General features: G+C 62.1%; 22 protein-coding genes. 8 read left to right on the plus strand and 14 right to left on the minus strand.

What is annotated here, in order from left to right:
• The first annotated feature begins 334 nt into the window (after positions 1 to 334).
• The 3 genes from FPZ52_RS13565 (at position 335) to FPZ52_RS13575 (ending at position 4,558) form a co-directional block, all read left to right on the plus strand.
• Positions 335 to 1,663 (plus strand): AAA family ATPase, encoded by a 1,329-nt coding sequence (locus tag FPZ52_RS13565; protein WP_146366156.1) that lies wholly within the window; start codon positions 335 to 337, stop codon positions 1,661 to 1,663.
• A gap of 4 nt (positions 1,664 to 1,667) precedes the next feature.
• Positions 1,668 to 2,582, plus strand: a complete 915-nt coding sequence (locus FPZ52_RS13570) for a ParB N-terminal domain-containing protein (RefSeq protein ID WP_168201364.1) — start codon at positions 1,668 to 1,670, stop codon at positions 2,580 to 2,582.
• A gap of 131 nt (positions 2,583 to 2,713) precedes the next feature.
• Complete coding sequence (locus tag FPZ52_RS13575; protein WP_240804479.1) at positions 2,714 to 4,558, plus strand: adenine deaminase; 1,845 nt, start codon at positions 2,714 to 2,716, stop codon at positions 4,556 to 4,558.
• Here the strand turns inward: FPZ52_RS13575 and FPZ52_RS13580 are convergent.
• Positions 4,540 to 5,226: a phosphoribosyltransferase gene (locus FPZ52_RS13580; protein ID WP_146366159.1), complete on the minus strand. Its 687-nt coding sequence runs from the start codon at positions 5,224 to 5,226 to the stop codon at positions 4,540 to 4,542. The genes FPZ52_RS13575 and FPZ52_RS13580 overlap by 19 nt on opposite strands.
• Positions 5,227 to 5,294: 68 nt before the next feature.
• Between FPZ52_RS13580 and FPZ52_RS13585 the strand changes: the two genes are divergently transcribed.
• Positions 5,295 to 6,455: a M20 aminoacylase family protein gene (locus FPZ52_RS13585; RefSeq protein WP_146366160.1), complete on the plus strand. Its 1,161-nt coding sequence runs from the start codon at positions 5,295 to 5,297 to the stop codon at positions 6,453 to 6,455.
• Here FPZ52_RS13585 and FPZ52_RS13590 read toward each other — a convergent pair.
• From FPZ52_RS13590 to FPZ52_RS13645, 12 genes are all read right to left on the minus strand, one after another.
• Positions 6,432 to 7,331 (minus strand): nucleoside hydrolase, encoded by a 900-nt coding sequence (locus tag FPZ52_RS13590; protein ID WP_146366161.1) that lies wholly within the window; start codon positions 7,329 to 7,331, stop codon positions 6,432 to 6,434. The two genes, FPZ52_RS13585 and FPZ52_RS13590, sit on opposite strands and share 24 nt — an antisense overlap.
• Positions 7,328 to 8,641: an amidohydrolase family protein gene (locus FPZ52_RS13595; RefSeq protein ID WP_240804480.1), complete on the minus strand. Its 1,314-nt coding sequence runs from the start codon at positions 8,639 to 8,641 to the stop codon at positions 7,328 to 7,330. The genes FPZ52_RS13590 and FPZ52_RS13595 overlap by 4 nt, the downstream gene beginning before the upstream one ends.
• Entirely contained in the window at positions 8,638 to 9,699 is a 1,062-nt protein-coding gene (locus tag FPZ52_RS13600) for an ABC transporter ATP-binding protein (protein ID WP_146366163.1), read from the minus strand. The genes FPZ52_RS13595 and FPZ52_RS13600 overlap by 4 nt, the downstream gene beginning before the upstream one ends.
• Before the next feature lies 1 nt (position 9,700).
• Positions 9,701 to 10,489 (minus strand): ABC transporter permease, encoded by a 789-nt coding sequence (locus tag FPZ52_RS13605; RefSeq protein WP_420851724.1) that lies wholly within the window; start codon positions 10,487 to 10,489, stop codon positions 9,701 to 9,703.
• Positions 10,489 to 11,316, minus strand: coding sequence for an ABC transporter permease (locus FPZ52_RS13610; RefSeq protein ID WP_146366165.1), 828 nt, complete (start codon positions 11,314 to 11,316; stop codon positions 10,489 to 10,491). The genes FPZ52_RS13605 and FPZ52_RS13610 overlap by 1 nt, the downstream gene beginning before the upstream one ends.
• 67 nt (positions 11,317 to 11,383) lie before the next feature.
• Positions 11,384 to 12,403, minus strand: coding sequence for a polyamine ABC transporter substrate-binding protein (locus FPZ52_RS13615; protein ID WP_146366166.1), 1,020 nt, complete (start codon positions 12,401 to 12,403; stop codon positions 11,384 to 11,386).
• Positions 12,404 to 12,586: 183 nt separating this feature from the next.
• Positions 12,587 to 13,603 carry a M20/M25/M40 family metallo-hydrolase gene (locus FPZ52_RS13620; protein ID WP_146366167.1) on the minus strand — a complete coding sequence of 339 codons (1,017 nt, stop codon included), beginning with the start codon at positions 13,601 to 13,603 and terminating at the stop codon, positions 12,587 to 12,589.
• Positions 13,596 to 14,381, minus strand: coding sequence for a FadR/GntR family transcriptional regulator (locus tag FPZ52_RS13625; protein ID WP_146366168.1), 786 nt, complete (start codon positions 14,379 to 14,381; stop codon positions 13,596 to 13,598). The genes FPZ52_RS13620 and FPZ52_RS13625 overlap by 8 nt, the downstream gene beginning before the upstream one ends.
• Positions 14,347 to 15,315 carry an ABC transporter ATP-binding protein gene (locus tag FPZ52_RS13630; protein ID WP_146366169.1) on the minus strand — a complete coding sequence of 323 codons (969 nt, stop codon included), beginning with the start codon at positions 15,313 to 15,315 and terminating at the stop codon, positions 14,347 to 14,349. The genes FPZ52_RS13625 and FPZ52_RS13630 overlap by 35 nt, the downstream gene beginning before the upstream one ends.
• The gene (locus FPZ52_RS13635) at positions 15,312 to 17,183 is read right to left on the minus strand and encodes a dipeptide/oligopeptide/nickel ABC transporter permease/ATP-binding protein (protein WP_146366170.1); all 1,872 of its coding nucleotides are present in this window, start codon (positions 17,181 to 17,183) and stop codon (positions 15,312 to 15,314) included. The genes FPZ52_RS13630 and FPZ52_RS13635 overlap by 4 nt, the downstream gene beginning before the upstream one ends.
• The gene (locus FPZ52_RS13640; protein ID WP_146366171.1) at positions 17,180 to 18,127 is read right to left on the minus strand and encodes an ABC transporter permease; all 948 of its coding nucleotides are present in this window, start codon (positions 18,125 to 18,127) and stop codon (positions 17,180 to 17,182) included. Before FPZ52_RS13640 ends, FPZ52_RS13635 begins: the two co-directional genes overlap by 4 nt.
• 49 nt (positions 18,128 to 18,176) lie before the next feature.
• Positions 18,177 to 19,721: an ABC transporter substrate-binding protein gene (locus FPZ52_RS13645; RefSeq protein ID WP_240804488.1), complete on the minus strand. Its 1,545-nt coding sequence runs from the start codon at positions 19,719 to 19,721 to the stop codon at positions 18,177 to 18,179.
• 140 nt (positions 19,722 to 19,861) lie between these two features.
• Here FPZ52_RS13645 and FPZ52_RS13650 point away from each other — a divergent pair, with 140 nt between their 5' ends.
• Positions 19,862 to 20,524, plus strand: coding sequence for a DUF1028 domain-containing protein (locus FPZ52_RS13650; RefSeq protein WP_146366173.1), 663 nt, complete (start codon positions 19,862 to 19,864; stop codon positions 20,522 to 20,524).
• A gap of 12 nt (positions 20,525 to 20,536) precedes the next feature.
• Here FPZ52_RS13650 and FPZ52_RS13655 read toward each other — a convergent pair whose 3' ends face one another.
• Positions 20,537 to 21,550, minus strand: coding sequence for a LacI family DNA-binding transcriptional regulator (locus FPZ52_RS13655; protein WP_146366174.1), 1,014 nt, complete (start codon positions 21,548 to 21,550; stop codon positions 20,537 to 20,539).
• A gap of 165 nt (positions 21,551 to 21,715) precedes the next feature.
• On the opposite strand from FPZ52_RS13655, the gene FPZ52_RS13660 reads away from it, so the two are divergent.
• The 3 genes from FPZ52_RS13660 to FPZ52_RS13670 are packed head-to-tail and all read left to right on the plus strand — an operon-like array spanning position 21,716 to position 24,955.
• Complete coding sequence (locus FPZ52_RS13660; protein ID WP_146366175.1) at positions 21,716 to 22,753, plus strand: Gfo/Idh/MocA family protein; 1,038 nt, start codon at positions 21,716 to 21,718, stop codon at positions 22,751 to 22,753.
• A gap of 3 nt (positions 22,754 to 22,756) precedes the next feature.
• Entirely contained in the window at positions 22,757 to 23,689 is a 933-nt protein-coding gene (locus tag FPZ52_RS13665; RefSeq protein WP_146366176.1) for a sugar phosphate isomerase/epimerase family protein, read from the plus strand.
• 48 nt (positions 23,690 to 23,737) lie between these two features.
• On the plus strand, positions 23,738 to 24,955 hold the full coding sequence (locus tag FPZ52_RS13670) for an ABC transporter substrate-binding protein (RefSeq protein ID WP_146366177.1): 1,218 nt from the start codon (positions 23,738 to 23,740) through the stop codon (positions 24,953 to 24,955).

Here is a 24,955-nt window from a genome sequence, read left to right on the forward strand (position 1 = left end):
GTGACCCATTTCTGCCGCATGCCGAGCCTTTGCAAGCGGCGTGAGGCGCACCCTGGCACACAGTTGGCCCAAAGGCGCGGGGCGCATGCGAACGGCGTTCCGGCCATGCTGACCAAGGCGAACCAATGTTTTGCCTATGGCGTGATTTAAGGGCGGCGGTCCTTATTTTCTTATCTGTCGGGTTGCCGGACAAGTATGCGGCGCCGTGTCCGGGCGGATATCACGCTGGAAATCCCACAATCCCGACACCACCGCTTGCGTGGTGAGGGTCTTTCAGCCACAACTATCAGTATGAGGGCGGTTCCAAAACCGTCATATCCGCGGATATGAAACAGTGGCAGACGGGCAGTTCGATCAGTTCATCAGGAATCTGACCCGCGTGATGGGGTCGGTGAATACGCGGCTCCAGCGGGATCTGACGATGCGCGAACGGGTTTCGCGCCGCTTCACTCTGTCCGAGGTCGCGGGCTTTATCGGGGTCGATACGGCAACGCTGCTGTGCTTGTCCCAGACGGACCCGGCCTTCCCCGATGGCGCGTTGGCCGGACGTGAGCGCAGCTTTTCTCCCGCCGAGATACTGCGCATCCGCGCGATCCTGTCGTCGCATGGCAACGCGGGGCAGCCATGCCTGTACTGGCGCGAACCGGGTGATCCGCTGCGGGTGGTGACGTTCGGCGCGCAGAAGGGTGGCACCGGGAAAAGCCTGTCGGCGGCCCATTTCGCGCAGTATGTGAACCTGTTCTACGGGCTGCGCGTGGGCGTGATCGATGCGGACCCGCAAGCCACGGCAAGCCTTTACTTCGCGGACAACGCCCTGCGCCTGTTCGATCCGCAAACGCCGACCATGGCGCGTTTCATGGGGATCGACGACCCGACCGATCTGCGCCTGACTGAAACGCCCGCTGCCGATCTGAACGCGATCTGGGCGCCGACGCCCTGGTCGGGCATCCGGCTTATCCCCGGCGGGCCGGATATCCAGAACGGCGATATCAGTCTCTATTTCCTGTCGCGCGAAGGGCGGCATGTGTATCGCGTGCTCAAAGATGCCATTGCGCGCTGGGACGATGCTTATGGCCCACGCACCAGCCCCGCCGATCTGCGCGATGCAAGTGGTGCGTTCTTGCCCGACCGGTTTGATGCGGCGCTGACCGAAACCGTCGATCTGATCGTGATCGACCAGCAGCCCAGCCTGACGCTTGTGCAACTCAACGGGTTGATCGCCGCGGACAGCGTGGTGATCCCGCAGACGATGAAGGGCTTCGACCTGGCGACGCTGGCGACCTATGTGACGTCGATTTCCGAATACCTCGATTTCGTCATGACGTTCGAGCCAGACCTGAAAGTCGGGCGCGGCGCGCATGTGGTGCTGCCGACCATCGTGCAGGAACAGAACGACCGCGACACCGGGCAGATACTCGACCTGTGGCGCAAGGCCCCGCAGGATATTCTGCAGGTGTGGTATGCTCGATCCGATGCCATCGCCAACGCCGCCGAGGAATACAAAAGTATCTATGAATACCTGCCGCCGCGTGCCAGACGGGCCTCCGCACGGTCCTTTATGGAAAACGCAAACTCTGTGAACGATGCCTTGTTGCGCAGGGTATGGCCCGAACTGCCGGGCAGAGGATTCGCGGAGACATTCATTGAGGATCACTGGAGTTAAGCTGATGCCACGCAAACGCAAACTCGACGCCACGCTTCCGGCGGAAGACACCGGGCCGGGCACACCCGCGGCTGGCGGCATCGGCGGTTTCTGGGGCGGGTCGGCGACCAACTTGCTGCAAGCGCGGCTGCGCGAGGTTCAGAAATCGGTGTCGGACAGCATTCTGCATGGCGTGACGGCCATAAGTATATCCGCGGATAAAATCGACGATGAGGTGGGCACCGATCGGCTGCGCGCGTGGGAAAAGGACGACGCCTTCGAGGCGCTGGTGGCCGATATGCGCCGTCGCGGTCAACGTCAGCCTGTTCGCGTTCGGCCGACGCGGAAGGACTGGCAGCCGAATGCGCAGGAGCCTTTCGCCGGGGATGCGCGGTTCGTGCTACAGTCGGGCCGTCGCCGCTTGGCCGCTGCCAGGGCGCTGGGGCTTCCGGTGCTGGCGGTCATATCGACGGAAACGGGTGACGCGAAATTGGCCGATCTGGAAGAGCGCTTCCTTGAGAATACCATGCGGCAGGATCTGTCGGGGTTCGAGGAATTGCTGTCCATCGGTTTGATTGCGCAGGGGCACACCGATCTGACGCAGGCGGAACTGGCAGAACGGCTGGGTGTGCCGCCGGGGGATGTGTCGCTTGGTCAATCCTGCGTCGAACTGCATGACCGGATCATCGAGACGGTAAATGTCGCCACGACCCCGAAGCGCAAATATCGCGAACTGATCCCGCGATTGCGGGCCGACGCCAAATCCGGCGATGCCAAGCCGAAGTTGGCGCCCGCTGGAAAAGTGGTTGCGCTCGGCGATCTGAAGATGGAAAGCAGGGCGCAACGAAACGGGTTGCAGATCAAGCTGTCGGGTCGCGCGCTGGCCGAGGACGAGGTGGACCGGATCACGAAGGCCATCGCCGAGATCGTCGGAAAGTAGTTTCTTTGCGATCTTAAAAAGCAACGGGAATACAAAGCAATGGCAGCCTGTCGCGCTGTGGTGCCGGATTTCGCGCGCTAGCCGGACGCTGATCGCCACCCCTTTGAATAGACGGATTCTGACCGATGTCCATGGATGAACTGAACGCAGCGCAGGAACGCAAAACCAGGCAGCAACTGGTGCAGGTCGCGCTTGGCCGGCAGGTGGCGGACCGGCTGGTGCGGGTGGCGCGTGTCTTCGATAGCCAGACCCGTAGCTGGATCGAGGATGCCGAGATCGTTTGCCATGCGGGGCGGGTTGCGTTTGTCGGGCCGCGCGGCAGCTACACGGGCGATGCGGCGGATGTCGTAGACCGGACGCATCTGGCGGCGGTGCCGGGTCTGGGCGAGATACACAAGCATATCGAAAGCTCGCATCTGACACCCGAATGGGAAGCGGCGCTGGTCGTGCCGCGCGGCAACACGTGGACCTGCGAGGCCAGCCATGAATTTTCCAATGTCGTGCCGGACCGCACGATGGATTTCTGGTTGGCGCCGCGCCGCGCGGGGTCGCCGCTGAAAATTTTCCCGCTGCCTGGGTCCGCTGTGCCACCGACGGCCTGGGAACATGGCGCGCATCTGGATGGGACGGATCAGAGCCGATTCCTGAAACAGTCGCTTTGGGCTGCCGGGCTGGATGAGGTCATGGACTGGCCCGCCGTGCGCGACGCCGACAATCCCGCGCATGACCGGCTGTGGTCGATGATCGAGGCCACATGGGATGCGCGCGCGGTGGTCGAAGGTCACGCGGCGGGCATCCGCGGTCTGCCGAACATCAACGCCTTCGCGGCGTCGGGAATTTCATCCGATCACGAGGCATGGACCGCCGAAGAAGCCTGGGACAAGCTGCGACGCGGCCTGTTCGTGGAAATCCGGATCCATACGCTGCCTGAAATCATCGGCGGTTTGCTGGAACGGGGTTTGCAGGATTGGTCCCAACTGGCGCTGACCACTGATGACCGCAGCGCATCCGACACGCTTGCCTTGGGCGCCACGGATCACAATGTCCGCTTGGCGATAGAGGCCGGTTTATCCGCGGATATGGCGATTCAGATGGTCACGATCAATCCCGCGCGGCATATGCGGCTGACGCCTTGGGTGGGGACCATCGCGCCGGGGCGATTTGCGGATTTCGTGCTGCTGTCGGATCTGGATCGCTTCGACATCGCCGAGGTTTGGGCAGATGGGCAGCAGGTGTCGCGGGGCAAGACCTATCTGCCCGAGGTGCCCGAGATCAACTGGCCGGAATGGGCCACGCAAACGGTGAATGTCGGGCGTGCGCTTGTGGCGGATGATTTTCGGGTCGAGGCCGCGCCGGATCGCGACACGATGAACGCGGCGGTCCTGCGTCCCTTCCACTGGACGGATGACTTCCTGACCGAAGACCTGCCCGTCATGGACGGTGCTGTGCAGCGGGACGCAGCGAACAACATCACCAAATTCGCGATAGTGGATCGCTATTCCGGCACGGGCGCAGTGTCGAAGATGTTCTGGAAGGGCTGCGGGCCGCGCGATGCGGATACGGCGCTTGCCTGTTCCATGGCACATGACAAGCACAATGTATGGTGCGTGGGGTCATCCGATCAGGCCATGGCGGATTGCGTGAATGCACTGGCCGAGATGGGCGGCGGCTGGGTATTGATCTACCGCGGCAAGGTCACGGCACGTGTGCGATATGAAATCGCCGGGTTGATGACTTGCCGGTCTGCCGCTGAATTGCACGCCGACATGCAAGCGCTTTACGAGGCGGGCGCACAGGTGGACTGGATGTACGAGCCGTCTTTCCATCCCAAATGGCTGCCCGGTTTCCCTGAAAAGCTGGCCTTTGCAACGCTGACCTGTTCGCCCTGGCGATGGAATCTCGTCGCGCCCAGTGATCACGCGCCGCAGGGGCTGGTGCAGGTCGGCACAGGAGAAACTCACCCGGTGGTTTTCTGATCCTCGGCTTCGGTCCAGCTTTTGCCCGAGCGCTGCAACAGCGGCGTTGCGATGGCGGATACTGTTGGGATATTGCCTACTACATTCTCCCAGCGACGGCTTTGAAGCATGGCGCAGCCGATAGCGACAGGGCGCAGATTGATCTTGCCCAGCAGCGCCAGAACCGACGCGATGGATTTGCCGGAACTCAGCACGTCATCGACCACGGCCACGCGCGTGCCGTCCAGCAGCGACATCATGCGCGGATCGATGTAAAGCGTCTTGGCCTGGTCGGGTGAGGTGATCGATCCCAAAGGCTGCGACAAGTCGGGGTCGTACCAGAACTTGCGCGAGGTGCTGAGCGGCACAATTCGCGTGTGCCCCAGCCTGCGCGCAACCGCCTCTGCCAGAGGCAGGCCGAGCGTGGGCACGCCGATCACCACTTGCGGATCATGGGCATATAACTGGTCCGCGACGAAATCGGCCAGTGTGTCGAGCACTTCGAAACTGGCTTGGTTCAGGATGAGCGACGCGACGCCCTTGTTCTGACCGCCGGGCAAAGTGCGGATGGGCAGCAGAAGGCGGCGGTCGTCCGGCAGGCTGGCGGCGAAGCTGCTTGTGTTCAGGATGCCGGTTTCCAGACTGTCCGGATAGACATGCTGCCAGTAGTCCTGCGGTGATATTTCCATGGATATGCCCTTGTCAGTCTTTGTCGCGGCACAATAGGAACGGGGCGACACAGCGCAAGGGGCGAGCGATGCAAAGCGACATTCTGAATGACCTGGTTTCACTGCGGCGCGATTTGCACGCACATCCCGAGCTTGGGTTCGAGGAAACACGCACAAGCACCATCGTGGCCGAACGTTTGGAAGCGGCGGGCATCGAAGTGCATCGCGGGCTTGGCAAGACGGGCGTCGTGGGCACGTTGCGGCTGGGGTCGGGCAATCGGGCCATCGGGCTGCGCGCCGATATGGATGCGCTGGCAATGCCGGAGATCGGTAACCCGCCGTGGAAATCGACGGTGGAAAATCGCATGCATGCCTGCGGCCATGACGGGCACACGACGCTGTTGCTGGGCGCGGCGGAGCAACTGGCGCGTGAAGGCGGCTTTGACGGGACGGTGCATTTCATTTTCCAGCCCGCCGAGGAAGGCCGCGGTGGCGCGCGCGCGATGATGGCGGATGGCTTCTTTAATCGCTTCCCGGTCGATGCCGTTTACGGGCTGCACAACATGCCGGGGTTGGCGGTGGATCAGATCGCGGTGGTCGAAGGGCCGCAGCTTGCGTCGTCCGACAGTTGGACGGCGACCTTCAAGGGCGTGGGCACACACGGGGCCAAGCCGCATCTGGGCAAAGACGCAGTGACCTGTGCTGCGCATTTCCTGTCCATTTTGCACAATGTAGTCGCAAGGGAAGTAGATCCCTTGCAACCTGCCGTTGTCAGCGCCTGCGCGCTGTCGGCCGGCGATTTTGACGCGCTGAACGTGATCCCCGACGAGGTGAAAATCGGCGGCACGGCGCGGGCCTACACCCCCGAAGTGCGCGATCAGCTTGAAGCGGCGATTGGCCGGCTGGCCCATGGTGCGGCGGCGAGTTTCGGGATCGACTGCGACTACACGTTCATCCGGCGCATCCCACCGGTGGTGAACGCGAAAGACCCGACCGGGATTTCACGGCAGGCGGCGGCGCGTGCGGGCGATGTGCTGACCGAGTTTCCCCCATCCACGGCGGGCGATGATTTCGCCGATTTCTCGCAAGAGGTGCCGGGCTGCTATGTGTGGCTGGGCAATGGCCCCGCGCAGGACGGGGCACTGCATCACAACACGCGATATGACTTCAACGATGACGCGATCCCGACCGGCGTGCGGTATTGGGTGGAACTGGTCCGCGCGGCGCTACCCCAACGCGCGGGCGAGTAGGTCCAGCGCGACAGGGGCGTCGACCGTCATCGTGACGTCGATGGGATGGCTGTCCGCACGCGTCAGGGCGCCACGGTCGGCCTCATCCGTGTTGACCGAAAGCCCTGTGCGTTCGCATCCGAACAAATCGGGACGCAGCGCGAAGACCGGCACACAGGGGTCGTGCAGCGGGCGGCTTTCACCACCGGTTGTGCTGGCGAAATAGGCTTCGATCAGCGCGCGGGCGGTACTGGCCTTGGGTGTGCCAAGTGCGGCGAGACGGTCCAGATAGGCGCGGTCCGCGCGCACCTGACGTGTGACATCCAGCGGGATCAGGGTGATGGGCAACCCCGATTGCAGGACGATTTCGGCGGCTTCGGGGTCATTGGCAATATTGAACTCGGCGCGCGGCCCGACATTGCCCGGCTCGTCAATCGCGCCGCCCATGGCGATCAGGCGACCGATGCGGCGGGCGGCGTCCGGATCGGTCTGGATCAGCCGTGCGATGTTGGTCAGCGGGCCAAGTGCGAGGATATCCAGAGTTCTTTCCTGCGCAGCATTCAGAGCCGCAGCGAGATAGGTGACCGCATCGCCGTCTTGCGCCGCGCTTTGCGGATCAGGGAAGGTCACGCCGCCCAGCCCGTCCGTGCCGTGGATTTTCTCTTCGCTGATACCGGGACGGGTCAAGGGCTTGTCTGCACCCGGATAGACGGCAATATCCGAGCGGTCCGCCAGCGCGAGGATGCGCAGTGCATTCCGGGTCGTGTTGGACAGGCCGATATTTCCGGCAACCGTGGTGATACCCCGCACCGTCAGACCCTTGACCGACAGGGCAAAAAGAATCGCGATGGCGTCGTCTATGCCGGGGTCGGTGTCGATGATGACGTTGCGGGTCATGTGGATCTCCTGTCGATTTCAGCGATCTTGGCACCGAAGGTGTGGGCCACCTGTCGCGCGTCCGACATGATCCGCGCGGTCTCCAGCGTTATCATCTGTCGGTCCTGCATCAGCCATTCACCCGCGACCATGGTGGCGCGGATATCGGACGGGCCAGCGGCAAAGACCAGCGTCGAATAGATGTCATAGACGGGTTGCAGGCGCGGATCGTCCAGACTGATGCGGATCAGGTCGGCTTGTTTGCCGACCTCCAGCGACCCGATGCGGTCGGCCATGCCCAGCACTTGTGCGCCCTCGATGGAGGCCATGCGGATCACGTCGCGCGAGGGCATGGGCTTGCGGCTGTGCCCGCGCAGTTTCTGGAACATGGATACGGGCGCAAACTGGGAAAACAGGTCCAGCGTGTTGCTGCTCATCGGCCCATCCGTGGAAATACCCACGGGGATTCCCGCCCCGCGCATTTCAGTCACGGGTGCAATGCCGCGCCCGCCCTTGCCATTGGCGCGCGCGTTATGCGCGACACCCACGCCGCGCTCTGCCATGAGCGAAATGTCGCTGTCGCTCACATGCAGGCAATGCGCGGCGATCAGACCGGGGATCAGCAGGCCAGCGCGGTCGGTGATTTCAACAGGCGTGCCGCCATGTTCGCGGGACCAGTCGTTTTCGCCATCTGTTTCGCCCAGATGCATCTGCACCGGAACGCCCGGATTATCGGCGGCCCAGCGGGCGACGCGGGCCATGATCTCGGGCCCGGTAGAGTAGGGGGCATGCGGCGCGATGGACGGGGTCACGCGGGGGTGGTTTCTGAATTCATCGACCAAGGCGTCTGTCAGGGCAAAGGCCTGATCGAAGCTGTCGTGGTCCGGGGCGTCGAAGTTGCCGAGCGTCTGGCCGACAACGCCGCGTATGCCCGCATCGGCCACGGCGCGGCCGATCTCCGCCTCGAAATAATACATGTCCGCCACGGTGGTGACGCCGCCCCGGATCAGCTCCAGCGTCGCAAGGCGTGCGCCTGTGGATACGGCGTCGGCAGTCACGCATTCGCGTTCCAGTGGCAGGATGTAGCGGAACAGACGGTCGTCGACGTCTTCGCCCAAACCGCGAAACAGGGTCATGGCAATATGGCTGTGCGGGTTGACCATGCCGGGCATGACCAGATCGCCGCCCATATCTGTCGCGCCTGTGATGTCGTCGGGTGTGCCTGTCCCGAGCGCCGTGATCCGGTCCCCGTCGATCCTTATCCAGCCGCGCTCGATTTCCGTCATATCCGCGTCCATTGTCAGGATGCGGGCATTGGTCAGAAGGGTCACGCGGCCTCGCTTGGCAGGATGCAGCATTGATCGGCTTGCGGGACGAGGACGGCGTTGGTGCCCGGCTCCATCGGGTTGGACAACGGGCCGTTGGCGACAAATTCACCGGCAGCTGTTTCGCAGCGGTATTGGTAAGCGCGACCCAGATAGGTGCGCAGACCCAGCTTTGCGGGGATGCCGTTGCCTTCGGACGCGACGCGCAGACCATCGGGGCGAGTGGCGAAGATGAAATCCTTGTGCGCGATCTGAAAGCTTTCGCGTGGCAGATCCAGCGTCGCACCGCCTTGGGCCTGCACACGGACAGCGTCGCCCGCCTCGGCAACGACGCTCATCGGAATCATGTTCTCGAAGCCCACGAAATTGGCCACGAAACTGTTGGCGGGGCGCGAATACAGGACTTCCGGCGCGTCGAGCTGCATGATGCGGCCTGCGTTCATGATTGCAACGCGGTCGGAGATCGAAAACGCTTCTTCCTGGTCGTGGGTGACATAAAGCGCGGTTGTGCCGTTGGCGCGTTGCAGGCGGCGGATTTCGACGCGCATGTCCACACGCAGCTTGGCGTCGAGGTTGGATAGCGGTTCATCAAACATCAGAAGCGGCGGGTCGATCACAAGGGCGCGGGCAAGGGCTACGCGCTGGCGCTGGCCACCCGACAATTCCGCCGGATAGCGGTCGCCGAGCTGGGTCAGACCCACGCGGTCCAGCATATCGCCTGCGCGTTTGCGGCGTTCCGTGCTGCCGAGGCGGCGTTGCTTCAACCCGAAAGCCACGTTGTCACGGATGTTCAGATGCGGAAACAAGGCGTAGTTCTGGAACACCAGCCCGATATTGCGGGCATGCGCGGGCAGGCGGGTCAGGTCGCGCTCGCCCAGCTTGATGTCACCCGATGTGGGGCGCAGGAAGCCCGCCACCAGCCGCAACGTCGTCGTCTTGCCGCACCCCGATGAGCCGAGCAGCGAGACAAGCTCGCCTTCGCCGACATGCAGGGACAGGTCTTCGAGCACCTTGGTGGTGCCGTAATGGGCGGTCACATTGGAAAGTGAAAGGGATACGGTCATGTCACTTCGTCAGGAATGTCAGGCCAAGGGTCAGTTCGACGACGGCCATCACACCGACGGTGACGAGCATCAGCAGAACGGACACTGCGGCGATGGTGGGATCGAAGAACTGCTCCATATGCGCCAGAAGCTGGATGGGCAGGGTGGAAACGCCGGGGCCGGTCAGGAACAGCGACACCGATACGTCATTGATCGAGGTGATCAGTGCGAGAATGAAGGCGGCGATCACGCCCGCTTTCACATTGGGCAGAACGATGGTGAAGAACGCCTTCCAGCGTGGGCAACCAAGGGACACGGCGGCTTCTTCGATTGAGAAATCGAACGACGACAGCGATGCCGACACCACCCGAACGCAATAGGGCAGTACCAGCAGCGCATGGCCGATGATCAGCGTGGTGTAGACCGGCACGCCCATTGTGGTGGTGATCGACTTCATCAGCGAAAAGCCCAGCACGATTTCCGGCACGAGGATCGGCAGCACGAACACCGTGGACAGAAACGGCGGCAGCTCGATCCGGTAGCGATTGAGCGCATAGGCGGCGGGGATGCCCACCAGCAGCGACAGTGCCGTGCCGATCAGGGCGAGCGAGGCGCTGGTAACCATCGTGCGGCGGAAGGCCGAAATCTCGAAGATGTTCTGATACCAGTGCAGCGTGATCCCGCGCGGAGGGAAGGTCAGAAAGCTGGTATCCGACAGCGACGCGCCGATGATGATGACGAGCGGCCCGACAAGGAACAGGAAGACCAGCGTGGCGAAGGCCACCAGAAGGAAATGGGGACGTGTTTTCATCAGACAGCAGCCGGGTTGAGGCGACGGGCGATCTTGCTCATGACCAGCACGATGGCGATGGTCACGACGGTCATGATGGCCGCGATGGTGGAGGCGCCGATCCAGTCAAAGGTGACCATGGCGCGTTGATGCAGGAAGGTGCCCATCATCATCTGCGCTTCACCGCCCAGCAGGTGCGGCGTCGCATAGGATGTAAAAGATCCGGTAAAAACCAGCACCGCGCCTACGATCAGGCCGGGCACCGCCAGCGGGAAGATCACCTGCCAGAAGGTAGCAAAAGGCGATGCGCCCAGCGATGACGAGGCTTGCAGAAGGTCTTCGGGGATACCTTCCAGAACGCCCACGCAGGTCAGGATCATCAGCGGGACGAACAGATAGACCATCGCCACGATCACCGAGCCTTCGGTGTAAAGCATCGAAAGCGGTTCGGTGATGATGCCCGTCCATTGCAGGAATTCGTTCAGGATGCCGTTGCGTCCCAGAATGATCAACCACGCAAAGGACCGGACCACGACGCCCGTCAGCAGCGGAAAGACGGCCGCGATGATCAACAGGCTTTTCATCCGGCCCGGCGTGCGCGACACGACATAGGCGGTGATGAACCCGATCAGCGCGGAAATGAGCGTGGTGATCAGCGCGATTTCGGTCGTGCGCCACAAGACGGTGCGACGGAACCCGCTGCCGAAGAACTCGGAATAGGTGGCGAAAACACCGTCTGACTGCGTGACGGTGGTGGACAGTGTGCTGAGCACCGGCAGGCCGAGGAACACCGCAACCGCGAGCGTCGCGGGAAGGGCCAGAAGCCAGCCTAGAAGACGGGGGCGCATGGGGCATCGCTCCTTATGACAAGGGGCGGTTCATCCGCCCCCCGACTAACCTAGCGATCCGGATGGATCACATGCCGAAGATTTCGTTCCAGCGGTCAATCCAGTCTGTCTTGGCCGCGTTCAGCGCCTCATAGTCCAGTCGGTTCAGGCTGGCAATCATGTCGTCGCCGTAGGTCCACAGCGCTGCTTCTTCGGGGGTCAGTTCGACATCGTCGTTGACGGGGGCGTCGACGCCTTGCTCGGCCTCGATCTGCTGGATCTCGGTGGACAGGACGAAATTGATGAACTCATGCGCCAGATCGACATTGGCGGCACCCGTCGGGATGTTGATCGTGTTCAGCGTGGCGATGTCGCCATCGGACAGATCGGCCCAGACCATCGACGGCACGGCGTCCTGCAACGATGCCAGTGTGAAATCCTGTGTGACCGCAACGGTCGCTTCGCCCGTGGAGATCAGGTTCACCATCTCGGACCCGGTGCGGTAGGTCTTCACGACATTGGGTTTCAGTTCCTCGATCGCGCCGAAGGCGACGTCCGCGTCTTCATAGGCGTCGGCACCGGCATGTGTGCCAGCGCGCAGAACCATCATCGGGCCCGATGTCGTGGTGATGCCGGGCAGCGCGATGGCGTCTGCCAGATCGTCGCGCCAAAGGTCGCTCCAGCCGGTGATCGGTTCGACCTTCTCGGAGTCGTAGACGATGCCCACGCGACCGATGGAATAGGCGGGGCCGTAATTGCCCTGCGGGGCCTGCGCCATGTCGTAAAGCTTTTCGACATTGGGGATCTTGGCGCGGTCGACCTCCTGGAACAGCCCCTGTTCGATGCCGATCTGCGAATAGCTGTCGGTCAGGAAGATCACGTCCACGCCCGCGCCCTTGCGGATCGCCAGCTTGTTCAGGCGGTCGGCGTTGTTGCCGGTCTCGAACACGACCTCGCAATCGCACATTTCCTGAAACGGCTCGATGATGTTGGCTTGCAGCTTGTCGCCGTTATAGCCCCACCATGAAACGGTGAAGGTATCCTGCGCCTGCGCGCTGCCTGCGATCGCGGTGAAGGCGATCAGGCCTGATGTGAGGGTGCGGTTCATGCCGGTCTCCGATATTGCGGGGATGTCTGATAACAGATTTCCGTGTCGTTAGCACCGTGTCAATCGCGGGATCAAGTCAGCGCGACCGTCGAGAAGCCGGATTCAGGGGGCTGATCGGGGGTATTCGCCGGAAATCCGGGCAAGCAGGGGCGGGTTTTGCCGAGAAATCCGGCGGTCCCGTATTCAGTCGCCGTCCAACCCGTTTCGCAGCAGAGATGTCAGAAGGCGGGTCGTTTCCGTCAGCGAGGCGCGTGTCGTGCGTTCCCAGCCATGGCTTGCGTCGCAGGCGAAGCCGATGGCCGCGCATCGGATATCGGCACCGCTGAGCGTCGCGGGATAGGTGTCGGAATAGTAGTGGCGCAGCACGTCAACCGAATGCGTGATTCCGTCCCGCTCGCATAACCGGCGCAGCGAAGCGGTCAGCTTGCGGTCATATGGCCCGCCGCTGTCCATCGCGATCAGGGTGACGCCCGTGGGGTGGCTTGCCTGTTCCGGTGCGATAATGGCGATGTCGAGCGCGATCAGATCATCCAGCCCATCGGCCATATGAGAAGCCCCTGTGCCGGTTTCCTCGGTGACGGGAAACAGGAAATCGAGGCTGTGTTTCGGGGTGTCGCCCGCCGCCTTCATCTGCTCGATTGCGCTGAGCAGGCAGGCGATGCCCGCCTTGTTGTCCAGATAGCGCGCATTGATGAAGCCGTTTGGCGTGATCTCCAACCCCGGATCAAGCGCGACGTAGTCGCCGGTCGTGACGGTGGCTGTGTCATCCGTGTCGAGGCGCAATTCCAGATTGTCCCAACGGGTGGGTTGTTTGTCGACCGCGTTGCCATAGCGGTGGCCGGAGGCGCGCCTGGGCAGGATCGTGCCGCGGATGACGTCGCCCGTCCGGGTGAAAACCGATGCCCGCGCGCCTTCGGCAAAACGGGCCGACCATGTGCCGATGGGCAGAAGCTCCGGCCGCCCCGACGCCGGCATGTGCCCGATCATCGCGCCGAGCGTGTCGAGATGCGCCGATATCCCGATGCGGCGGCTGCTTTGCCCGTCCCATCTGGCGCGGACAGCCCCGCGATTGCTGCGTGTGATTGCCAGCCCCGCGCGGGACAGGCGGTCCGCGACCATATCGGCCATGTCATCGGTCATGCCGGTCGGGCTGGGGATGGCAAGCAGTTCGCGTAATGTGTCGAGCAGGGGATCAGTCATGCAGGCTGCCTTCCTCGGCCATGAAGCGGCGGGTCATGATGATTTCCTGGTCCTTCATCGCCCGTTCAGCCATGACCATATGCGCGGCCATGATGTCGCGGGCCTCGCTGGATTTGCCATCCCGAAGCGCGTCGAGAAGGGTCACTTGATATTCATGTCCACGGCGCCGCAATTCGTCATTGCGCGGCTCGTAAAGCTGTTTGTTGACCGTCAGTTCCGTCAGCACATTGGCCAGGAAACCCACGACGAACCCCAAGAGCGCATTGTCGGAAAAACCCGCCAGCGTGCGATGGAAGGCAAGCGAGGCGACATGTTGCTGCCGTTCGCTTTGCGCATCCATCGATGGATGGGCGGTCGCGTCGAGATGGGCTTCCAGCGCGGACAGTTGCTGGTCGCTCAGCGTACCGGCAAGGCTTGCGGCCAGTTCCGGTTCCAACTGGCGGCGCAACGTGTAGATGTCGCTGACCGACAGGTTCTTGAAGTAGAAGTAGTTTGACAACAATGCCTGTGTGCGCCCGTCGCTGGGGGCATTCACGAATGCGCCACCCCCCGGCCCGGTGCGCGTTTTCACCAGCCCTTGCGCTTCCAGCAACCGGACGGCTTCACGAATCGTGCCCTTGGCCATGCCGTGGCGTTCGATCAGTTCGGGCTCCGACGGCAGCCGATCGCCAGGGCCAAGATGCTCGGCGACGATATCGGCCTTGATGGCATCCGCGACCTGTTGCGGGCGGGATCTCTTGGTTTTACTGTCCGATTGGGTGGTGGCAGGCGGCGTCATGGCCAGCAGTCATCCTACGTAGCGGCGGCACTTCGGTGCGGCAAATATCGGTGGCGGCTGGGCAGCGATCCGCGAAGGCACAGCCGGGCGGCGGGTTGAACGGGTCGGGCAATTCGGTATTCGCCTTCTCCGGTGCGGTCAACGCACGCCCCACCACGGGGGCGGAATCCGCAAGCAGCCGCGTGTAATGATGCTTGGGTGCGCTGAAGATCCGATCCGCTTGCCCGATTTCCACGATGCGCCCGAAATACAGAACGGCAACGCGGTTGGACACGGCTTCGACGACGGCCAGATCATGGCTGATGAACAGATAGGTCAGGTTGAAGTCGTCCTTCAGCTGCGCGAGCAGGTTCAGCACCTGAGCCTGAACGGACACATCCAGCGCCGAGACGGGTTCATCCAGAATGAGGATCGCGGGGGCCGCCGCCAGCGCGCGGGCAATGCCGATGCGTTGAGCCTGTCCGCCGGAAAACTCATGCGGGTAACGGGTCAGGAATTCGTGCCGCAGATTCACGGCGTCGAATATCTCGGCGATCCGGGCGTCGCGCTTCGCCTTGGGCATATTGTGCAAAAGCTTCAGCGGTGCCTCGATGATCTGGCGGATCGTCTTGCGCGGGTTCAGCGAACTAATCGGATCCTGAAAGACATACTGGATGCGCCGCCCGAACTCGGCCGGGTCCCGCCCGGCATTATCGGCCAGATCGCGCCCGGCAATGGCGATGCGGCCCTCGGTCGGGGACAGCAGCCCCACCAGCATCCGCGCCAGCGTGGACTTGCCGCAGCCGCTTTCGCCCACGATGCCCAGCGTTTCGCCCTGCGCTACCTCGAAGGATACATCCTTGACGGCCTGAACTTGCGGCGGCGGGCCGCTGAACAGGCCGGATTTGCCGTAGAATACCTTGGTCAGCTTCTGCACATCCATGGCAAGCGTCATGCGGTATCTCCTTCCGGAAACAGGCAGCGGAAGGCGCGGTCGCCGTCTTCGCGCAGGGCGACGTCGTGCTGTTTGCATTCGTCGCGCGCCTTGTCGCAGCGGGGCGCGAAGGCACAGCCGGGGGGCAAGTCGTCCACGGCGGGCGGCAGGCCGGGAATGGCTGCAAGTTCGCGTTTGCCACCGCCCAATTCCGGTACGCAATCGATCAGCCGCTTGGTGTAGGGGTGGCGGGGAGCGTCAAGCACATCGCCTGTTGTGCCTTCTTCCACGATGCGTCCGCCATACATAACGGTCACCCGGTCGCAAAGCTGGGCGACCACACCGAAGTCATGCGTGATGAAGATGATCGCCACGTCGCGTTCGCGGCGCAGCTGGTCCAGCAGCGACAGGATCTGCGCCTGTACCGTGACGTCCAGCGCGGTGGTCGGCTCATCCGCGATGATCACGTCGGGTTCATTCGCCAGCGCCATGGCGATGGACACACGCTGGCGCATCCCGCCGGACATTTCATGCGGGTAGACATCCAGCCGGTTCGCGGGGTTGGGGATGCGCACTTGCCGCATCAGGTCGAGCGCACGCTTTTCGGCCTCCGCGTCCGACACCTTGTGATGCACCTGAATGGCTTCGCGCAACTGCTTGCCGATCTTGTAGAGCGGATGCAGCGTCGCCAGCGGGTCCTGGAAGATATAGGCCACGTTTTCGCCGCGCATCTGCCGCAGGTCGCCATAAGGCGCGTCGATGATATCTTGCCCGCGATAACGTACGGCGCCGCCCGTGATGACGCCGGGCGGGGAGGCGACAAGCCCCATGACGGATAGCGCGGTGACCGATTTGCCGGATCCGCTTTCGCCGATGATGCCCAGACATTCGCCGGGGCGGACGCGCAGCGAGACATGATTCACCGCGTGATAGGTCCGTTTGCCGACATGAAATTCAGTCTTCAGCGCCTCTAGGCGCAGCACGTCCGAGGTGTCGATCCGCGGAGCAGGCTTGTCGAGGCGCTTGACGATGGTGCGGGGCAGGGGACGCGACAGCGCGCCCGAGCGCAGGCGCGGGTCCAGCGCGTCGCGTACGCCGTCGCCCAGCAGGTTGATGCTCATCACGATCAGGAAAATCATCACACCGGGCACAACGGAGGTATGCGGGTTGGTGATCAGTGCTGACCGCGCCTCGCCCAGCATCGAGCCGAGATCGGCCTGCGGCGGCTGTGACCCCAGACCAAGGAACGACAGCCCGGCGGTTTCAAGGATCATCCAGCCGATGGTGGTGGACATGGCGATCACGATGACGGGCAGCACATTGGGCAGCAATTCCCGGGTGATGATCTTGAAATGTCCCATCCCGGCCAAGCGTGCGGCATCCACGAATTCGCGTGAGGCGAGCCCCACGGTAATCCCGCGGATGTTGCGGGCGAAGAAAGGGATGTTGACGACAGCCACCGCGATCAGCGCGTTCACCAGACCGGGCCCGAGTGCCGCGACAATGGCCAGCGCAAGCAGGATGTAGGGAAACGCCATCAGCATATCGATGGTGCGCATGAAGATGTTGTCCGTCGTGCCGCCGAAATAGCCTGCGGTTATTCCGATGGCCGACCCGATGCTGGCCGCGATCAGCGCGGCGGCGAAGCCAACGGCCAGGGACAGCCGCGTGCCATGCAGCAGCCGCGACAGCAGATCGCGTCCCAGGTGGTCGGTGCCAAGCAGATGGCCGTCACTGAACACCGGCTGGAAGCGGTTGGCCGTGTTCGTGACGTCGGGTGCTTGCAGGGGCAGCACGGGCACCAGCAGAACCAGCAGCAGGATCAGCGCCAGCACGATTGCACCAAAGCCGGCCAGCCGGTTGCGGAACAGGAGCCTGAGAAAGGTCATGTCTTGATCCTCGGGTCCAGCAGGGACTGCGCGATGTCGACCACGATGTTGAACAGCACGTAGCAGGCGGCGACGAAGGTGACACCGCCCTGCACCAGAAGGATGTCACGTTTCAGGATCGCGTCGACCAGCATGCGGCCGACGCCGGGCCACTGGAAGACGACCTCGATATAGACGGCGCCGGACAGCACGAAGCCCGCCTGAATGCCCAGCACCGGAATGATGGACACCATCGCCACTTTCAGCGCGTGCCGCCAGATCACGTCGCGTTCGCCCACACCCTTGGCGCGGGCGGTGCGGATGTAGTCCTGGCGCAGAACCTCCAGCATCGCGGACCGGGACAGGCGGGCGACGACGCCGGTGGCCACCACGGACAGCGCGAAGGCGGGCAGGATCAGGTGGTTGATCAGGTCGGGCAGATCGCCGCCGCCATAGATCGCGAACATGCCCGATGCGGGAAGCCATTTCAGGCGCACCGCGAAGATCAGGATCAGCAGCATACCAAGGAAGAAGGACGGGATCGAGATGCCGATCAGAACGGCAAAGGTCAGCGCCTTGTCCGCCAACCCGTATTGCCGCGCGGCGGAGATCACACCGACCATGATGCCAAACACCGAACACAGGACGAAGGACACCCCTGCAAGGATCAGCGTGGCGGAGAAGCGGTCGAGCACCTCGTCAATCACGGGGCGGTTCAGGGAATAGGACGTGCCGAAATCGCCATGCAGCATATTGCCCAACCAGATGAAGTATTGCTGAAACAGGGGCTTGTCCAAACCAAGGTCGCGATTGAGTTTTTCGACGTTCTCCGGTGTCGCGTAAGAACCAAGGATTGCTGTCGCCGGATCTCCGGGGATCAGCGACATGATCAGGAACACGATCACCGTGATCCCCAGTATGACCGGGATGGCCGAAAGCAATCGCCGGGCTAGATAGCGTCCCATGGCTGTCTCCGGTGGATGAACCGACCCTGCGGGCAGGGCCGGCGCCGCTTTAGTTCTTGGCGACGTCCTTCAACTCAAGCAGGAAGGATGGTTGCAGTTGGAAGTTCTCTACATTTGCGCCGGACACGGCGTTTTGTTTCCAGTTCGCCACGAAGACCCACGGCGCGTCTTCATGCACGATTTCCTGCATCTGCTTGTAGGCCTCGGCACGTTCGTCCTGATCGGTGGACACGCGGGCGGTTTGTAGCAGTTCATCCACTTCGGGGTTGGAATAGTAGCCGGAATTGAACCCGCCCTGGTCGGGGAAGGCCTCAGACCGCAGGGTCAGATAGGGCAACACGTCGGGGTCGTTGGTCATCCACGCCATTTCCGCCATGTCGGCCTTGCCTTCCAGACCGGGATTTACCTCGCCCAGGAAGGTGTTCCATTCATAGGTTTCGATGGACACGTCGAAGCCCACCGCGTTCAGATCGGCCTGAATGGCCGTGCCCATCGCGACGGGGTCCAGCATCCCAGACCCGCCTTCGGTGACGTAGAAGGTCAGTTCGGTTGTCTCCGGCGACGCCTCTTCCAGCAGGGCCTTGGCCTTTTCGGGGTCGTAGGGGTAGGGCTCCAGCGCCTCGTTATAGGCCCAGGCGAAAGCGGGCGGCGTGGGGCCGGCGGCGACTTCGGCGGTGCCTTCAAGGACGTTCTCGACAATCGCCGTCTTGTTGATCGCGTAGTTCGCGGCCTGACGCACCAGCTTGTCGGTGAACGGGCCTTCCTTGAGGTTCAGGATCAGGAACCACAGATGCGGGCCGGCCTGTTCATAGATCTGGAAATTGTCGTTCTGGAATTCGGACAGTGAGACGGGCGGCACTTCGGACATGATGTCCAGCCCGCCAGACAGCATTTCAGCCGTGCGGGTGTTGGCGTCGGTGATCGGGCGGAAGACCACGGCCTCGGATGCGGGCGCGCCGTCCCAGTGATCTGCGTATGCCTCGACAGCCACCAATTCGTTTGACCGCCACTCGGCGAATTTGAAAGGCCCGGTCCCCACGGGGTTGCGTCCGAAATCGGCGCCGTTCGCTCCTACGGCGGTGGGCGAGACGATCAGCCCTGTCGGATAGGCAAGGTTTGACAGAAGAGGCGCATAGGGTTCGCTCAGCGTCATTTTCACGGTCAGATCGTCCACCGCCTCGATGCTGTCGATGGACGAAAAGAAGAACGCCAGCGGGAAGGGGCCCGTGTCGTGGAACGGGTGGTCTTCGTTCAGCATGCGTTCGAAGTTGAACTTCACCGCTTCGGCGTTTAGCGGCGTGCCGTCGTGGAAGGTCACGCCTTCGCGCAGGTGGAAGATGTATTCAGTGCCGTCATCCGAGATGTCCCAGCTTTCGGCCAGCGCAGGTTCTACTTCCAGCGTGCCGTCCTTGTAGCGCACCAGCCCGTCATAGATGTTCACGAGGATGCGGAAATCGTTCTGAGCGGTGACAGCGGCGGGGTCCAGCGATTTGGGTTCCGCAATCTGTCCGACGATCAGCACGCCTGGCGGCGTCTGGGCCTTTGAAGTGACAGTTGCGCCAACGGTCAATGCCAGCGCTGCGGTCAGCGCCATTAAGCTTTGGCTGGCCTTGAATGGTCCGAACATGATCTTTCCCCCTGCGGCTCAAATTTATTAACCTTACGGAAGTTAAATTATCATGATAAATAAATCTGACCAGAGGAAATCTGCCTATAGCATCGAAGGACGCGCCATTGACCATCTCTATCCTTGCCCGCGATGAAAAATCAGGCACCGTTGGCGGGGCAGCGATGACGGGCAATCTGTGTGTAGGTGCGTGGGTGCTGCGTGCAGATCCCACGCGCGGGATCACGGCCAGCCAAGGGTTTGCGCCCAGCACGTTATGGGGAGAAGCGGCGCTGTCGCGCTTGGGTGATGCGCCGCCCGCCGACGTGATCGACGATGTTGTAAAGACTGATGCCGGGCGCGCATGGCGACAATTGGGCGCGCTGGACATGCAGGGACGGGGCGCGGCATTCACCGGTGCGCGCAACATCGCCGTGTCAGATCACACCGTTCAGCCCGGTCTGGTGATCTGTGGCAATCTGCTGCTCGACGAAACGGTTGTCGCCAGCGCCGCCGACGCGTTTGTTGCGCATTCCGGCCCTTTCCCGGAGCGCTTGCTGGCCGCGTTGAAAGGAGCATTGGCGGCGGGTGGAGACAGCCGGGGCACCCAGTCCGCAGCGCTCAAGATTGTCGGGCCGAAAACGCCGCCGTTGGATTTGCGGGTGGATTACGGCGAGAGACCATTGGACGACCTGGCCGCTTTGCTGCAACGTACGGCTGCGCCGGATTACGCAAAATGGCTGTCTACCCTGCCAACGGCGCATCGCCCGGAGAATGCGCCGTCCGGATGATCTGGACCGAAGCTAGGTCAGTTTCGGCAGCGCCTCGAACGGCCATAACATCCCCTGTGATGTCTTTCGTGGCACGTCGCGGTTCTGCATCTCGTCCAGCAGGGCCTGCGCCAGTTCAGCACCCAAACCGTGCAGATCCAGTCGGAAACTCGGCAGCGCGGGCGACAGGAACCGGATTTGCGGACTCTCGCGCAGGCTGACGATGGCGAGGTCATCGCCGGGCTTCAGGCCAGCATTCTGCAAACCGTGATACAGTCCGATTGCCATCAATTCATAGCTGAGCAGGACCGCTGTGGGGCGCGGATCACGGGCCAGAAGCTGTTCGCTCAGATCCAGCCCGCCCTGCTCGCTGGATTCGACGCGGAAAACGAGATCGGGCTGCGGGTCCAGTCCATTTTCGACAAGCGCATCCAGAAAGGCATCACGGAACACATAGCCCAGATTGGCGTCCGATTCGGGAATCGCGACGGCGAGGCGGCGGTGGCCATGACGGGCGAGCAACCGGACGCCCTCACGGGCGGCGCCCTCGAAATCCAGATCGATCCAGCGATAGCGCGTTCCGCTGGTGCTGCGACCCAAGGCGACGAACGGGATGCCAGTGCGTTCCAGGTAGCTGATCCTCGGGTCGTCGCGTGTCGTCGCGGTCAGGATGATGCCATCGACAAAGCGCCGCGCCACCATTCGTTTGAGGTAATCGACAGGGGTTTCGTCCGGTCCGCAGGGCAGCATGACAAGATCGATGTTCCGGGCCTTGAAGACGCTTTGCGCGCTGGCCACGACCGACAGGAAGAAGTTGTCGCCGCCATGTGCGCCTGGATCGCCGGCCTCGAACATGAAGCCTACGGCATTGGTTTTGCCTTTTCGCAGGTTTCGTCCGGACTGGTTCGGGGCGTACCCGAGTTCGGCCGCAGCGGCCAGAACGCGCGCGCGTGTCGCCTTCTTCACATCGGGCTTGTTGTTCAGTGCGCGGGAAACTGTTCCGATGGAAATCCCGAGGTGATCCGCCAAGGCTTTGATTCCAGTCATTAAAATTATCTTCCTACACCTGACAAAACACCGGACCCCATTTCCATACAACTTTTCATTGACAAAAAGTAGGACTCGCACAATGATTTTCGTAAACGTTTACGAAACTGGAGACGCATCACCTCGGCGCCTTTAAGACATGCGCGGGATGCGATGGGAGGAAGCATGCAGCGTGCCGTTCTGGCCGGATGCGGAGCTATGGCCGAAGGGTGGATCAAGGCGATCCAGGGCAGCGTCGAGCTGTCCGAAAGCGTGAAGATCGTGGGTCTCGTCGATCTCGATCTTGATCGCGCGAAGACGGTTGCTGACGGCCATGGTCTGGCAGGTGCGATCATCGGGTCGGATCTTTCAGATGTCATCGGTCAAACGGACGCGACAGTCGTGTTTGATGTCGTCGTTCCGGCCGCGCGGTTTGATGTTGCAGGGCAAGCGCTGGCAGCAGGGTGTCATGTGTTGTCGGAAAAGCCGATGGCGACGTCCATGGATGACGCCCGCGCCTTGATTGACACCGCCGCGCGGGCAGGCCGTCTGCACAGCATCGTCCAGAACCGACGCTACATTCCGGGTGTTCGTCGGCTGCGGCGGCTGGTCCAGGATGGCACGATTGGTGACCTGACGTCGGTTCATTGCGATTTCTTCATTGGCGCGCATTTCGGCGGTTTCCGCGAAGACATGGATCATGTGCTGTTGCTGGACATGGCGATCCACACCTTTGATGCCGGGCGCTTCATTCTGGGCGGGCAGCCGCAGAACGTCTATTGCGTGGAACAGAACCCCAAGGGCTCATGGTATCGTGATGGCGCAGCGGCCAATGCCATATTCGGCTTCGATGAAGGGCGGGTTCTGACTTATCGCGGATCGTGGTGTGCAGAAGGCGCGAACACAAGCTGGGAATCGTCATGGCGGCTGGTCGGAACCAAAGGCACGGCGCTTTGGGACGGGCATGACATGTTTTCGGTTGGCGTCGTCACGGGTGAAAACGGGTTCCTGAGAGAGATTGCTCAAGTCGACATGCCCGACGCGCCGGATGCGTCCAAGACCAGCGGCCATGCAAGCGTCATCGCCGACTTTCTAAAGGCGGTCGAGACGGGCCAGGCACCCGAAACGATCAGCACGGACAATATCTACAGCCTCGCCATGGTGCTCGGTGCGATTGAAAGCGCGGAGACCGGGCAGCGCGTCGACATCAATATCAAGGAGTAAATCGTGAGCGATCCCGCAAAAGCAATCCGTATCGGAACAATGATCAGCGCGTCGAACGGTGAAGCCGCCGAGCGCATCGGGCAGATCGCGGATCTGGGCTTCGAAAGTTTCGAGCCGTTTTTCTGGCAGACCACGAATGGTCAGGACCTGGCGGAACTGGGCAAGCGCTGCCGTGATGCGATCGGGGATCGGGATATCACGATCTCCACGCTGGGGATGTTCGGCAATCCGTTGGAAGATGAACCGCTGGACCGGGATACGATGCAGGGCTGGATTGATTGCATCGACAATGCGCATCACTTCGGCGCGGACACGGTGGCGGGCTTTACCGGCCGCATCCGGGGCCGGCCGCTTGAAGACAGCTTGCCACGTTACAAGGAGGTCTGGAGCGAACTTGCCAGGCGTGCCGCCGACAAGGGTGTGAAGATCGCGTTCGAGAACTGCGCGATGGATGGCAACTGGCAGACGGGCGACTGGAACATCGCGCATAACCCCGATGCGTGGGAGCTGATCTTCAACGAAACGCCGGACGACAATATCGGGCTGGAATGGGAACCGTGCCACCAGCTTGTCTATCTCATCGATCCGATGCCGCAGATTCGAAAATGGGCGGACAAGATTTTCCATGTGCATGGCAAGGACGCGACTGTCCGCCACGATGTGATCCGCGAACATGGCATCTTCGGGAAGCACCCCTTCGTTTTCATGCGCACGCCGGGCTTCGGGGACAGTAATTGGACCGACATCATCAGCGAACTGAGGCTCGCGGGCTACACAGGCAGCATCGACATCGAAGGCTGGCATGACCCCGTCTATCGCGATGCGCTGGAGATGACCGGACAGGTTCACGCGCTCAACCATCTGAAATCCTGCCGTGGAGGCGATTTCGTCGACGAGACGACAGCCTATGGCGGGGGCGATCCGTCGATCCAATAACAGAAGGCTCAAGGCCCGTTCATTCATGACATCTCTGGGAGGAGAAAAATGACCTTCAGCAAGACTTTGGCATCAGCAACGGCACTGGGATGCGCGGCGTTCCCGTTTGGCGCGGTTGCGCAGGACGTGACGCTCGACCTGTGGACCATCGATGATCCGGGTGAATATCACTACGTGATGGCCGACGAATTCATGGAGGCCAATCCGGACGTCAAGATCAATGTCCGCACTGTCCAGTTCGAGGACATGGTCAACGATCTGGCGCGTGGGATCGCCGCGAATGACGCGCCGGACATCACCTATATCGACAATCCGGAGGTCGCCCTGTTCGCGTCGCGTGGGCTGTTGCTGGATCTCAAGCCTTACATCGAAGCATCGGATGTCGTGAACGAGGCCGACATCTTCCCCGGCCCGCTGTCATCGGTCAGTTATGACGGCGGCATCTATGGCATCCCGCGCGGGGCCAACACGATCGCGCTGTATTACAACGCCGATATGTATCGCGATGCAGGGCTCGACCCCGACGACCCGCCACAGACATGGGACGAGCTATACGAGGCTGCGAAGGTTCTGACCAAGCCCGAAGACAACGTCTATGGCATCGCGTTTTCCGCCGTGGGGACCGAGGAAGGCACTTTCCAGTTTCTGCCATGGTTGCAAATGACAGGTGGCGATTACGACAATGTAGACACGGAAGGCGGAGCCGAGGCGCTGACGCTGTGGAAGATGCTGATCGACGAGAAGCTTGCTTCGCCCGACACGTTGATCCGCGGTCAGTGGGATTCCACCGGCACCTTCAATGCGGGTAGCGCGGCCATGTCGATATCCGGCCCCTGGGAACTGCCACGCATGAGCCAGGAGGCCGATTTCGACTTCCGTGCCGCGCTGTTGCCGATCCCGGAAGAAGGAGCCGAACGTGCCTCCGCCCTGGGTGAAGGGGACAATGTGATCCTTGCGAACTCGGACAACCCGGACGAAGCCTTCAAGTTCATCGAATTTCTCTATGCCAACATGGATCGCGTGTGGAACGAATTCGGCTATCTGCCCGCGTCTGATGTGGAGGTCGTCGATCCGGCCTATCCCGAGATCTACGCCGTGTTCGAGGAAAGCATGAAATACGCGCGCAATCGCGGTCCGCATCCTGAATGGCCCAAGATCTCCAAGGCGATCCAGACGGCGATCCAGTACAGCCTGACCGGGCAGGCGTCGCCCGAGGACGCGCTGGCCACCGCTCAATCCCAGATCGACCGCGTTCTGGGCAAGTGA

This window comes from Qingshengfaniella alkalisoli, assembly GCF_007855645.1.
GTDB classification, from domain to species: domain Bacteria; phylum Pseudomonadota; class Alphaproteobacteria; order Rhodobacterales; family Rhodobacteraceae; genus Qingshengfaniella; species Qingshengfaniella alkalisoli.

Coding starts and splice junctions, on each gene's coding strand:
- FPZ52_RS13625 (WP_146366168.1), bottom strand. CDS start 14,381: ATGACGCCGCCTGCCACCACCCAATCGGACAGTAAAACCAAGAGATCC.
- FPZ52_RS13630 (WP_146366169.1), bottom strand. CDS start 15,315: ATGACGCTTGCCATGGATGTGCAGAAGCTGACCAAGGTATTCTACGGC.
- FPZ52_RS13640 (WP_146366171.1), bottom strand. CDS start 18,127: ATGGGACGCTATCTAGCCCGGCGATTGCTTTCGGCCATCCCGGTCATA.
- FPZ52_RS13655 (WP_146366174.1), bottom strand. CDS start 21,550: ATGACTGGAATCAAAGCCTTGGCGGATCACCTCGGGATTTCCATCGGA.
- FPZ52_RS13590 (WP_146366161.1), bottom strand. CDS start 7,331: ATGACCCGCAACGTCATCATCGACACCGACCCCGGCATAGACGACGCC.
- FPZ52_RS13670 (WP_146366177.1), top strand. CDS start 23,738: ATGACCTTCAGCAAGACTTTGGCATCAGCAACGGCACTGGGATGCGCG.
- FPZ52_RS13615 (WP_146366166.1), bottom strand. CDS start 12,403: ATGAACCGCACCCTCACATCAGGCCTGATCGCCTTCACCGCGATCGCA.
- FPZ52_RS13660 (WP_146366175.1), top strand. CDS start 21,716: ATGCAGCGTGCCGTTCTGGCCGGATGCGGAGCTATGGCCGAAGGGTGG.
- FPZ52_RS13585 (WP_146366160.1), top strand. CDS start 5,295: ATGCAAAGCGACATTCTGAATGACCTGGTTTCACTGCGGCGCGATTTG.
- FPZ52_RS13610 (WP_146366165.1), bottom strand. CDS start 11,316: ATGCGCCCCCGTCTTCTAGGCTGGCTTCTGGCCCTTCCCGCGACGCTC.
- FPZ52_RS13605 (WP_420851724.1), bottom strand. CDS start 10,489: ATGAAAACACGTCCCCATTTCCTTCTGGTGGCCTTCGCCACGCTGGTC.
- FPZ52_RS13635 (WP_146366170.1), bottom strand. CDS start 17,183: ATGACCTTTCTCAGGCTCCTGTTCCGCAACCGGCTGGCCGGCTTTGGT.
- FPZ52_RS13575 (WP_240804479.1), top strand. CDS start 2,714: ATGGATGAACTGAACGCAGCGCAGGAACGCAAAACCAGGCAGCAACTG.
- FPZ52_RS13600 (WP_146366163.1), bottom strand. CDS start 9,699: ATGACCGTATCCCTTTCACTTTCCAATGTGACCGCCCATTACGGCACC.
- FPZ52_RS13620 (WP_146366167.1), bottom strand. CDS start 13,603: ATGACTGATCCCCTGCTCGACACATTACGCGAACTGCTTGCCATCCCC.
- FPZ52_RS13580 (WP_146366159.1), bottom strand. CDS start 5,226: ATGGAAATATCACCGCAGGACTACTGGCAGCATGTCTATCCGGACAGT.
- FPZ52_RS13645 (WP_240804488.1), bottom strand. CDS start 19,721: ATGGCGCTGACCGCAGCGCTGGCATTGACCGTTGGCGCAACTGTCACT.
- FPZ52_RS13570 (WP_168201364.1), top strand. CDS start 1,668: ATGCCACGCAAACGCAAACTCGACGCCACGCTTCCGGCGGAAGACACC.